We start from the raw sequence: 11672 nt of genomic DNA, 5'->3' as shown, positions 1-11672 counted from the left end.
CAGGTCAGGGCACCATTCTTCATTCACGACACGAAAAAGCGTGAAAGCCCGAGGCTAGTGCGAGCAGTTGTTCGGCAGACATCTGAAACACGAAACGAGCCCGCTGGGAAAGTACGTCGGCGCGTGCTATCGGCAACGATTGAGTGGGAGTGGGATCGGCTGCGTTTCCGCCAGACGAATCGTTTCCGCTTTCTACCAACTCAGCCTGCAGAATCTCGTTCATTAAATCGCGCTTGATAGAGTCAAGATCGCTGCTGCTAATTCTGCCATTCGCAAGATGATCTGCCATCAGGGAGATACAGTCGAGCCGCCCCCACAGCCAGTCGTGCTCTCGGCCACACTTCCACGCGAAGGCACCGAAATGGCCCCAGCGCTCCCCGAATAGCTTTCGGTGGGGCCAATCCCGCAAATCGGACTGTCCAGCCAGCGTCAGTTCAAGATCCACGGGCGGCTGCACTGGCAGGTCCCCGGTAACCGGTCCAGGTAGTTCTAGAGCCGGTTCCTCGTTGTGATCGTCAGTCGATCTCGCAGCCCACGGGGTGATGTTGGTGGGTGCATCGGGCAGCGTACTCGGCCGGGGTTTGGTAGCCCAGCGCCGAGTGCCGGAGTCGGTGGTTGTGGTCGTTTTTGAAGTCTTCGATGACCACGCGGCCTCGATCAGTGTGGGCCAGCAGTTGCGGTTCAAACACTCATCGCGCAACCGGTTGTTGAACGACTCGATGAACCCGTTGTTCCACGGTGTGCCGGGCGGAATGTAGGAGATCCCCACCGACCCTGCGCAGAACGCTTGTAGGGCTTCTGAGATGAACTCGGGGCCGTTGTCCATGCGCAGCACCATCGGTGGGCCACCCCAGATCGCGAATGTCTTCTCCAACTCCTCGATCAACCGCTCGGCCGGGATGGACCGGTCCACGATGTTCAGCAGCGACATGCGGGTGTGTTCGTCGACCATCGAAGCGATCTTGACCTTCTTGCCGTCGACGGTGGAATCGAACTGAAAGTCCAATGCCCACACCACCTTCGGCGCGTCCGCGACAACAATCGGGACCGATGACTGGCCGGCCCGTTTCCGGCGCGGAGCGCGCCGGACCTGCAGTCCTTCGTCCTTCCACAACCGGTGCACCTTCTTCTTGTTGATCTCGATGCCGTCGTCGAACCGCAGGTGTGCCCACGCCCGCCGGAACCCGTGCCGTGGATTCTTGCGGGCATAGACACGCAGCTGCTCGCGCAGTGCGGCGTCGGGATCGGCCGGGGTGTGTGCTTGCGGCAGCCGACGATAGGCGGAACGGGACAGCCCAACTACCCTGCACGCCATCCGTTCTGACATGTTCTTGACGTCTTTGAGCATGTCGATGGCGGCGCGTTTGGCGGTTGGGCTCAGAATTTTCCCCTGGCGATCTCCCGCAGCGCGTCTTTCTCCAACTCGGCATCGGCGAGCAGTCGCTTCAGTCGGTTGTTCTGCTCGCGTAGTTCTTTGAGTTCCTTCGCGGCGTCGCCGTCCATACCGCCGTACTGGCGGCGCCAGTTGTACAAGGTCGCTGCCGACACCTCGAGGTCGGCGGCGATCTCCTCGCCGGTCTTGCCTTCCGCGGCCAGTTCGTCGGCCCGGCGCAGCTTGCGCACGATGTCCTCCGCCGAATGACGCTTCCGTCCTGCCATGTTCTTCATCGTCCCTTCTTCGCCCTCATCAGGGCAATCAGGACTCTAAAACCACCCGGGCCGGTTCACTGGGGACACGCCACGGTGTTTCGGATACAGCACGCGCAATTCAACTGAACACATGACACTGGTCAACCAGCTCGCACCCGGCGGCACAACCAGAGCTCGAACCCACGGCAAGCCACCCCTGGCGCAGCATTTCTGCAACGTGTTCTAATTTGGGGTAGAACACGTTGCACCCGCGGCGCACGAAGGGGACATCCATGGCCGACGCGACCCAACCAGCACAAGGCACCGAACCGGAGACCTACGACGTCATCGTTGTGGGCGCCGGGGCGGCCGGCATGAGCGCGGCCATCACCGCGGCCGCCAAGGGCCTCAGCACCGTGCTGATCGAGAAGTCGCCGTACTGGGGTGGCTCGACGTCGCGGTCGGGTGGCGGCGTGTGGATTCCCAACAACTCGGTGCTCAAGCGCGACGGCGTCGACGACAGCGTCGAGAAAGCGCGCGAGTACGTGCACGCGATCATCGGCGAACATGCCCCCGCCGACCGCATCGACGCCTACATCGACCGGGGACCCGAGGCCCTCGACTTCCTGATGGCGCACGCACCGCTCGACCTCGAGTGGGTCAAGAACTACTCCGACTACTATCCCGAGGCCCCCGGCGGACGGCTCGGCGGACGGTCCATCGAGCCACGCCCCTTCGACGCCAGCCGCCTCGGCGACGACCTCAAGACCCTGCACCCGCAGTACACCAAGGCGCCCCTGAACATGGTGGTGCTGCAGTCGGACTACCGCTGGCTCAACATCGGGATGCGTCACCCCCGGGGCATCGGCCGGATGGCCAAGGTCGCCGGACGATTCTTCTGGGCACGCAGCCGCGGCAAGAAGAACATCGCGATGGGTGCCGCGCTCGCCGCCGAACTGCTCCTCGGCGTCCGTGCCGCCGGCGTACCGATCAGGTTCAACACCGGCCTCAAGGACCTCGTCACCGAGAACGGTCGCGTCACCGGTGTGATCGCCGAAGCCGACGGCGCCGAGATCAACCTGCACGCCCGCCGCGGTGTCATCCTGGCGTGCGGCGGATTCGAGCACAACGCGGAGATGCGCAAGAAGTATCAGCGCGAACCGATCGGATCGGACTGGACCACCGGCGCGACGTCGAACACCGGTGACGGCATCAATGCCGGCCTCAAGATCGGCGCCGCGGTCTCGCATATGGACGACGCCTGGTGGGGTCCGACGATCCCGCTGCCGCGCGGGCCGTGGTTTGCGCTCTCCGAGCGGTCGGTGCCGGGCACCTTCATCGTCAACATGCGCGGCGAACGCTTCATGAACGAGTCGCTGCCCTACGTCGAAGCCGTGCACCGGATGTACGGCGGCGACTTCGGTCAGGGCGAGGGTCCCGGGGAGAACGTCCCGGCCTGGATGATCTTCGACCAGCGCTGCCGCAACCGGTATCTGTTCGCGGGAATCAATGCGCGTCAACCACTTCCGAAGAAGTGGTTCGAATCGGGCGTGGTGGTCAAGGCCGGCAGCATCGCCGAACTGGCCGAGAAGATCGGGGTTCCCGCCGACGCGCTGGCCGCAACCACCGAGCGGTTCAACGGGTTTGCGCGCAGCGGCGTCGACGAGGACTTCCGCCGCGGCGAAAGCGGTTACGACCACTACTACGGCGACATCACCAACAAGCCCAACCCGAGCCTCGGCGCCCTGGTCAAGGCGCCGTTCTATGCGGTCAAGATGGTTCCCGGCGACCTCGGCACCAAGGGCGGCATCGACGCCGACGCCACCGGCCGCGCCCTGCGCGCCGACGGATCGGTCATCGAGGGCCTGTACGCGGCCGGCAACACCAGCGCACCGGTGATGGGTCACACCTATGCCGGACCGGGGGCGACCATCGGACCCGCCATGGTCTTCGGTTACCTCGCGGCGCTCGACTGCGCCGCTGCGACCTCGAAAACTGCAAGCGCCGCAACACCATCGACAGGAGCCTAACCCATGCCGATCGATCCGTCCGTCGCCCTCGGCGCGCAACTGCCCGAGGTCAGCTTCTCCTGGACGCCGTCGGATGTGGCGCTGTATCACCTCGCGGTGGGTGCGGCGGCCGATCCGCTCGACACCACCGGCCTCGCCTACGTCGACGACGCAAAGCCGAAGGTGCTGCCCACCTTCGCCACCGTCGCAGCGACCTTCCACGCCACCGAGGCGCCCCGGGTGTCCTTCCCCGGCATCGACATCGACCTCGCGAAAGTGGTGCACGGCAGCCAGCAGATCACCGCCCATCGGCCGCTGCCGCCCGGCGGCACGGCCACCACGCGCACCCGGATTGCCGAACTCCAGGACAAGGGTTCGGCCGCGGTGATCGTGCAGGAATCGGTGACCACCAGCGACGACGACGCCGAACCCCTCTGGACCGCACGGTCGTCCATCTTCGCCAAGGGCGAGGGAGGCTTCGGCGGCGAGCGCGGCACCTCGTCGAAGATCGCCTACCCCGACCGCGAACCCGACCACCGGATCGTGGTACCCACCCTGCCGCAGCAGGCCCTGCTGTACCGGCTGTGCGGTGATCGCAATCCCCTGCACTCCGACCCCGAGTTCGCCTCTCGGGCAGGCTTTCCCCGGCCAATCCTTCACGGCTTGTGCAGCTACGGTACCGTCTGCCGCGCCGTCACCGACGAGCTTCTCGGCGGTGACGTGTCAGCGGTGGCGGACTTCGCGACGACCTTCGCCGGCATCGTTTTCCCCGGCGAGACACTCAATGTCAATGCCTGGGAGGACGACGACCGTCTGCTCATCACGACGACCGTCGCCGACCGTGACGACGCCCCGGCCCTGCAGAACGTGGTCCTCACACGTCGTTGATCGGCAACATGTCGACGATGCCGCGCAGGTCGTCATCGTCGGGAACGCTGCGCGCGAACACGATCCGGTAGAGGACGAAGCCCAGCCACTCGTCGACGATCAGATCGCACGGAAGGTCGTCGGGGAGTTCGCCACGGATGATCCCCCGGCGCAGAATCTCTCGCCCCACTGGCGTCCGCGCCCGCAGGATGTCGCCCAGTTCGATCTGGCCGGCCTCGCCGCGCTCGGCCAGCGCGCCCGCGACCACCGTCGGACCACCGAGCAGCGTGAGCGTGCCGATCACGCCGTGCAGAAACGCCAGCGCATCACCGCGGACCGATCCGGTGTCCGGGGCGGGCGGAGCCGCGAGATCGTCGGCGAAGGCCTCGGTGATCACCGCCGCCTTCGACGGCCAGCGCCGATACAGCGACGCCTTGCCCACGCCGGCATCCGCGGCGATGGCCTCCATCGTCACGGCGTGATACCCGATGTCATCGACGAGGCGCCGGACCGATGCCAGGATGCGCCGGTCGACCGCCGGATCGCGGGGCCGACCACGTCCACGGCCGGAGTTCGGTGTCTGATCGCTCACACCCGGAATAACGAAACGTAGTGTTCCGTTATTTCCACTGTACGGAATGTGATGCGTGACCCGCCGTCGGGACGGGCCACCGGAAGCGAAAGTAGGTGTCCCCCATGACAGAACGATTCACCGACAAGGTCGTCCTCATCACCGGTGCCGGGTCCGGACTCGGCCGCGCCGCCGCGCTGCAGTGGCAGCCGAGGGCGGTGCGCTCGGCCTCGTCGACCTCAACGAGAAGGGGCTGAACGAGACCGTCACCGCGATCGGTGAGGTCAATCCCGCAGCCAAGACGCTGACCGTGGTTGCCGACGTGAGCAACGAAGAGGACGTCGTGCGCTACGTCGAGAAGACCGTCGAGACCTTCGGACGCATCGACGGGTTCTTCAACAACGCCGGCATCGAGGGCAAGCAGAACCTCACCGAGGACTTCGGGACCGACGAATTCGACAAGGTCGTCGCGATCAACCTGCGTGGCGTGTTCCTCGGCCTCAAGCATGTACTCGCCGTGATGAAGAAGCAGGGTTCGGGCAGCGTGGTGAACACCGCATCGGTCGGCGGGATCCGCGGTGTCGGCAACCAATCCGGTTATGCCGCAGCCAAGCACGGTGTCGTCGGGCTCACCCGCAACTCGGGCATCGAGTACGGCCAGTTCGGCATCACCGTCAAGGCCATCGCTCCGGGTGCGATCATGACGCCGATGGTCGAGGCCTCGCTCAAGCAGATCGATGCCGACAACTGGGAAGAGGCCGGCCGCGAATTCGTCAGCGTCAACCCGATGAAGCGCTTCGGACGCCCCGAGGAGGTCGGACATCTCGTCGCCTTCCTGCTCTCCGATGAGGCGTCGTTCATCAACGCCACCGTCATCCCGATCGACGGTGGGCAGTCCGAGAAGTACTGATCACCCCTCGTCCAGGTGACATGGCCGCCGGTTCGCCGGCGGCCATTGCCGTACCGGTACCACGGGTGGCCTCTGGAGCAGTGAGCTGGCCTCGTCGCAGAAGGTCGGCCCCCGTAGACTTTTCGACGGTGAGACCACTCACCGCGACCGGGCGTGTCAGAAGATGTAGCACCCGTTCGCGTTCGCTGACCGTCGCGGCCGCCGGCCGTCGAGAAGGAGTACACATGTCTGATTCGCTGACGCCTCTGCTGGAGACCGACCGGCCCGCCGTGGTCGCCGATCTCGTCGAGGTGATCGACGCCGAGGTGGCCGACCAGAAGGGCCTCTCCGGCGCTGCGGTCAAGACCGCCTACGCGGCCGCGCAGAAGGTCAAGCCGGGCGTGGTCGCCAATGCGACCGACCAGATGCTGCCCGACTTCCTCGCGGCACTCGCACCGTTCTGGGACTCGAAGCCCGCAGGTGTCGGCTTCGGCGAGCATCTCGCGGCCAACGGCGACGCGGCCGCCGAGGCACTGCTGACGGTCACCGACGATCAGGCGGACTCGGCCCGGCCGGCGCTTGCGAAGGCGTACGGATCGCTACGCGGCAAGGCGAAGAACTACGTCATCGCCGCACTGCCGCGCGTCGGCGCCGCCATCGAGCGCCACGCGAGCTGAATCGTCCGCCTATGCGGCGGAGGTCACGATGAGGAGCAAGCCGACGACGATCGCGACGAGCGCAGCGAGCATCGACAGCACACGCCAAACATGCACGCGCGCAGGTGAGTAGTCGGTACGTTGTGAAGGAGCGACCTGGGGAGAGGCCATGACCTGTCACCACTTTCGGTTGTCCGGATCAGCGCGGTCCGGTGGTTCCGCGATCACCGGGTTGGTACTGCAGTGATAAATGTGTCACATGTTGCATTGCTGAGAGGTGCATGAGACACGCGTGTCGCGGTAACGAAACCGCAACACGACTAGTCGGGGGTTGAGGATGACGCGTCGGACCATCGGCGGGATGGATCTGCGGTCGGCCTGGCTGATCCTGATCGCGTGTTCCGCGGTGAGCATGGTGGTCGCCGCCATGGCCGCGCTCAACACCGCGTTGCCGCAGATCGCCATCCACACCGGGGCCGACGCCGGGCAGATGACCTGGATCATCGACGGCTACACGCTCACACTCGCGGCGCTGTTGCTGCCGGCCGGCGCCGTCGGCGACAGGGTCGGACGGCGCGGTGTTCTCATCGCCGGTCTGATCCTGTTCGCCGTCGCGTCGCTGGTGGCGATCTGGGTCTCGGGTCCCACCGAGCTGATCGCCACCCGATGCCTGGCCGGCGCGGCGGCCGCGCTCATCATGCCCACGACGCTGTCGCTGATCACCTCGGGTGTTCCGGCAGAGCGTCGTCCCATCGCGATCAGCATCTGGGCGGCGGTCGCCGGCGCAGGCGCCATCGCCGGGTTCTTCGTCACCGGGCTGCTGCTCGAGTTCTTCTCCTGGCATTCGATTTTCATCACCTTCGCCATCTCGGCGACCCTGACCGCACTGCTCTGCCTCACCATCGGCACCTCCAAGGACCGCGACCCGGATCCCTTCGATTTCCCCGGCTCCATCACCTCCGTCGTGGCCGTCACCGGTGTGGTGCTCGGCCTGCTGGAGGCACCGCACCGCGGCTGGGACGACCCATTGGTCCTGGTCGCGCTCATCGGAGGTGCGCTGTGCGGCGTTCTGTTCTGTGTCATCGAGCTGCGCCGGCCGCACAAACTGCTCGACGTCCGGCTGTTCACCAACCGCGCCTTCGGCGCCGGCGCGCTCTCGGTGGCATTGCAGTTCTTCGCGTCGTTCGCCGTGTTCTACCTCTACCTGCAGCGCCTGCAGCTCGTCTTCGGCTTCACCGCGCTGCAGTCGGCGCTCGCGCTGATGCCGATGGTGGCCGGAACCGTAACCTTCGGCCTGCTCGGCAACTGGCTCGCCGTCCGATTCCATTCGCTGCGCTTCGTCCTGGGCGGCGGCATCCTCATCGCCGGCATCGGGATGGTCCTGCTCGGCGTCGTCGACTACGACGTGTACTGGCAGTCGGTGTGGATGATCGCGATCTGCGCGACCGGGATCGGCATCGCGACCGCACCGTCGACCACCGCGATCATGTCGAACACTCCGCTGGACAACCAGGGTGTCGGATCGGCGGTCAACGACACCGCGCGCGAACTGGGCGCGGCGATCGGCATCGCCCTGGCCGGCAGCATCCTTGCAGCCGGCTATTCGTCGCGGATCACCGGCACCGCCGACCTGGCCCGCGACCAGCTGACCGCGGCCGGTGAACAGCGGATCGCCGCCGGGGACGTGGCCGGCGGGCAGGCGCTCATCGACGGCGCCGATCAGGTGGCCGGCGGCATCTCGAAGTCGCTGGCCGAGGCCACCGAGGTCATCGCACGACTGCCCGCCGAGGCCGCTCCGCTCGCCGCGCGACTCGCCGACGGCGCCCAGCAGGCCTTTGTCCATCCGATGAATCAGGCCTGCGTGGTGCTGGGTTCGGTGCTGATCGTCGGCGCCGTCGTGCTGTTCTGGTTCACCCCGAGACGCGTCGTCGACGTCCTTCCCGGACTCGACGACGGTGACGACCAGACCGGCGACCAGACCGGCGACGAGACCCCGCGCGAGTCCGACCCGGCCGGGGATCACGCACTCGACTGACCGCGTATCCTGCGACGGTGCTCACCACCGACAGCGTCGCAGGGGCCATCGTCGCCCTCACGATTCTGGTGGTGGTCATCGTCGCGACCGTCGCCTTACGCCGTGTCCCGGCCGCGGTGGTCGCGGTTCCCGCCGCCGGCCTCCTCCTGCTCCTCGGCCTCACCGATGTGCACGCCGCCGACGACGAACTCACCTTCATGGGACCCACGATCGCGTTCCTGGCGGCGATGCTGGTGGTGGCCGACGTTTGTGCCCGTTCTGGGGTGTTCGCCTGGGTCGGCTCGGTGCTGGCCCGACGCAGCCGCGGCTCCCCCACCCGGCTGCTCGGCATCGTCTTCGTCGCAGCGGCCATCACCACCGCGGTGCTCTCCATCGACACCACCATCGTGCTGCTGACCCCCGTCGCGGTGCTGACCGCGCGTCGGGTCGGTGCCCGTGTCGCGCCGGTGGGATATGCCAGCGATCACCTCGCCAACTCAGCGTCGACGCTGATGCCCGTTTCCAATCTGACCAATCTGCTGGCCTTTTCGGCCACCGGCCTGGGATTCGTGCATTTCACCGGGCTGATGGTGGCCCCCTGGATCGCGGCGATCGTGGTGGAGTACCTGATCTTCCGCTGGTACTTCGCCGACCAGCTCGCCGCACCCCTGCATGCTCCGGTGGACAGTGGAGACGACGTGTCCGACGATCCGCCCGCCCCGGTCGCGGCGTTGACTGCACTGACGTGCCTACTGGTCGCCTTCGTGGTGGCCGAACCGCTCGGTGTTCCGCTCTATGCGATCGCGTGGATCGGTGCCGCGGCGATGCTGATCCCGTCCCTGCTACGCACACCGCTGCCCACCCTGCGGTCGAGTCTGCGCGCGGTCAATCTCCCGTTCCTCGCCTTCGTCGCGGCGCTCGGCATCATCATCCTGCCCGTCCGGGAGGGCCCCGTCGGCGACGGGGTGGCCCACCTCATCCCCTCCGGCACAAGCCTTCTCACGTTGCTCGCCGTCGCCGCCCTGGCCGCGATACTCGCGAACCTGCTCAACAACCTGCCCGCGACCCTGCTGCTGGTACCGCTCGTCGCTGACCGTCCCGGGGTGGTGCTCGCCGTCCTGCTGGGTGTGAACATCGGCCCCAATCTCGCCTACTTCGGGTCCTTGGCCAACCTGCTGTGGCGCGACATCATGCACCGCCACACCGGTTCCCCGACGTCCCGGCAATACCTCACGCTCGGCCTGCTGACCGTCCCGCCGACGCTTGTCGCCGCCGTGGTGGCGTTGTGGATTGCGTTGTCGGTGAGCTGAGCCGGCGACCGTCTGACGCAACATCTGGACCCAGAGATCCCCGACGCTCCACCGACAGGCGGGTTGCTATACCGCCGCCGACTGCTCCGCCGCGGCGGCCGCGTTCTTGGCCCAGCGGTAGTCGGCTTTGCCGGCCGGGGTGCGCTTCACCTCGTCGACGAAGACGATCGTCCGCGGAACCTTGTATCCGGCAAGGGTTTCGCGGCAATGCTGCTGGATCTCGTCGAGCGACGGTTCCACCGCGCCGTCGGCGACGCGGGCCACCGCGGCCACCCGCTGGCCGTACTTCTCGTCGGGCACGGGCACCACCAGGGCGTCGGCGATCGCCGGATGTGCGTGCAGGGCGGCCTCGACCTCCTCGGCGTACACCTTCTCGCCACCGGTGTTGATGCACTGCGAACCGCGGCCCAGGAAGACGATGCTGCCGTCGGCCTCGACGGTTCCCATGTCACCGAGGATGGAGATCCGACGACCGTCGGGCAGCGTCGGGAAGGTCTTGGCGGACTTCTCCTCGTCCTTGTAGTAGCCGAGCGGGACGTTGCCGATGCGGGCGATGTAACCGACGTCGCCCGAGCCTGGCTCGATCTTGTTCAGCCGATCATCGACCACCATCATCCGGTCGGTCGGCGGCACCTTCAGATTGCCGTTCTCGTCCATCACGATCTCGCCGTCGTTACCCGACTCCGACGCTCCGAAGTTGTCCCGCAACACCAGATCGGGTTTCACCGCCAGCATCCGGTCACGCACGTGCTGCGACCAGATCGCGCCACCGGAGGTGATGGAGAACATCGACGACAGATCCACGTCGCCCTTGCGCTTCTCGAGCTCCTCCACGAGCGGCATCCCCATGGCGTCGCCGACGATCAGCACGATGTTGACCTTCTCGCGCTCCACCTCGGTGACGATGGCCGCCGGGTCGAAGTCGCGCTGGATCACCAGACGCCCGCCGAGGGTGAAGAAGGTGAACAGCGAGTACGACGCCGCGCCGTGCATGAGCGGAGCGGCCAGCAGGAACGCGATGGAACCGAAATCCTTGACCGCCGAGCCCAATTCATCGAGGTCCTTGCGCGCCTCGCCGTACGGGTTGCCGCCGGAGAGTGGCTTGCGGAAGAAGTCGTCGTGCTGCCACATGACACCCTTGGGGTAGCCGGTGGTGCCGCCCGTGTAGAGCAGGTAGAGCTCCTCACCGGTCCGCGCCTCGAAGTCGCGTTCGGTGGGCTTGGACTCATAATCGCCGAAGGACACGATCTCGACTGTGCGTCCGCCGGGCAGATCGGCTGCCGCAGTGGTCAATTCCTCGACGATGTCACCGATCACGAACACCGTCCGAACGGTCGGGACCTCGACGAGCAGTTCGGCGACGCTGCGCTGATGTTCGGGCAGCTCGACGATGATCGCACGGGAATCGGAGTTGTCGAAGATGTACTGCAGCTCGGTAGTGGTGTAGCGGTAGTTGATGTTGACCGGAACCGCACGCACCTTGAGCAGACCGAGCAGGCTCGTGACGTGCTCGACGCTGTTCTTCAGGAACAGCGCCACATTGTCGAAGGCACCGATTCCGTTGCCGGCGAACAGGTGCGCGACCTGGTTGGCGAGGCCGTCGAGTTCGGCGTAGCTGATCTGCCTACCCTCGTAGCTCAGTGCGATCCGCTCGGGCACCGAGTCGGCGACCGTCTCGAAAACGTCGGCGAGGTTGAACTTCATTCTGCGCACTCCTTGTTGCCTGC

At 66.2% G+C, this 11672-nt stretch carries 10 protein-coding genes and 1 pseudogene; 6 read left to right on the top strand and 5 right to left on the bottom strand.

Annotated features, from left to right (window positions below; translation table 11 throughout):
* Positions 1 to 19: 19 nt before the first annotated feature.
* Complete coding sequence (locus GBRO_RS25895) at positions 20 to 445, bottom strand: DUF3376 domain-containing protein (RefSeq protein WP_169309860.1); 426 nt, start codon at positions 443 to 445, stop codon at positions 20 to 22.
* 70 nt (positions 446 to 515) lie between these two features.
* A pseudogene (locus GBRO_RS04430) lies at positions 516 to 1659 on the bottom strand (IS3 family transposase).
* A gap of 263 nt (positions 1660 to 1922) precedes the next feature.
* Here GBRO_RS04430 and kstD point away from each other — a divergent pair.
* Positions 1923 to 3659 carry a 3-oxosteroid 1-dehydrogenase gene (gene kstD / locus GBRO_RS04420; RefSeq protein ID WP_012832787.1) on the top strand — a complete coding sequence of 579 codons (1737 nt, stop codon included), beginning with the start codon at positions 1923 to 1925 and terminating at the stop codon, positions 3657 to 3659.
* A 3-nt stretch (positions 3660 to 3662) separates the two neighbouring features.
* On the top strand, positions 3663 to 4526 hold the full coding sequence (locus GBRO_RS04415; RefSeq protein ID WP_012832786.1) for a MaoC/PaaZ C-terminal domain-containing protein: 864 nt from the start codon (positions 3663 to 3665) through the stop codon (positions 4524 to 4526).
* Here the strand turns inward: GBRO_RS04415 and GBRO_RS04410 are convergent.
* On the bottom strand, positions 4513 to 5097 hold the full coding sequence (locus tag GBRO_RS04410; RefSeq protein WP_012832785.1) for a TetR/AcrR family transcriptional regulator: 585 nt from the start codon (positions 5095 to 5097) through the stop codon (positions 4513 to 4515). The genes GBRO_RS04415 and GBRO_RS04410 overlap by 14 nt on opposite strands.
* Positions 5098 to 5278: 181 nt before the next feature.
* Here GBRO_RS04410 and GBRO_RS04405 point away from each other — a divergent pair, with 181 nt between their 5' ends.
* A complete protein-coding gene (locus tag GBRO_RS04405; protein ID WP_231140535.1) occupies positions 5279 to 5986 on the top strand; it encodes an SDR family oxidoreductase in 708 nt (235 codons plus the stop codon).
* Positions 5987 to 6210: 224 nt separating this feature from the next.
* A complete protein-coding gene (locus GBRO_RS04400) occupies positions 6211 to 6642 on the top strand; it encodes a DUF6918 family protein (protein ID WP_012832784.1) in 432 nt (143 codons plus the stop codon).
* Between the two features lie 9 nt (positions 6643 to 6651).
* Here GBRO_RS04400 and GBRO_RS26240 read toward each other — a convergent pair whose 3' ends face one another.
* Entirely contained in the window at positions 6652 to 6792 is a 141-nt protein-coding gene (locus tag GBRO_RS26240) for a hypothetical protein (protein ID WP_169309859.1), read from the bottom strand.
* 166 nt (positions 6793 to 6958) lie between these two features.
* Between GBRO_RS26240 and GBRO_RS04395 the strand changes: the two genes are divergently transcribed.
* Both GBRO_RS04395 and GBRO_RS04390 read left to right on the top strand, forming a co-directional pair.
* Positions 6959 to 8656 carry an MFS transporter gene (locus GBRO_RS04395; protein WP_012832783.1) on the top strand — a complete coding sequence of 566 codons (1698 nt, stop codon included), beginning with the start codon at positions 6959 to 6961 and terminating at the stop codon, positions 8654 to 8656.
* A 17-nt stretch (positions 8657 to 8673) separates the two neighbouring features.
* Positions 8674 to 9945 carry an SLC13 family permease gene (locus GBRO_RS04390; RefSeq protein ID WP_012832782.1) on the top strand — a complete coding sequence of 424 codons (1272 nt, stop codon included), beginning with the start codon at positions 8674 to 8676 and terminating at the stop codon, positions 9943 to 9945.
* A gap of 66 nt (positions 9946 to 10011) precedes the next feature.
* Here the strand turns inward: GBRO_RS04390 and GBRO_RS04385 are convergent, their stop codons facing one another.
* Positions 10012 to 11649 (bottom strand): AMP-binding protein, encoded by a 1638-nt coding sequence (locus tag GBRO_RS04385; RefSeq protein ID WP_012832781.1) that lies wholly within the window; start codon positions 11647 to 11649, stop codon positions 10012 to 10014.
* Between the last annotated feature and the right edge of the window lie 23 nt (positions 11650 to 11672).

It is taken from the genome of Gordonia bronchialis DSM 43247 (assembly GCF_000024785.1).
Taxonomy (GTDB): Bacteria; Actinomycetota; Actinomycetes; order Mycobacteriales; family Mycobacteriaceae; genus Gordonia; species Gordonia bronchialis.
This window is presented reverse-complemented; position numbering and strand designations above follow the sequence as displayed.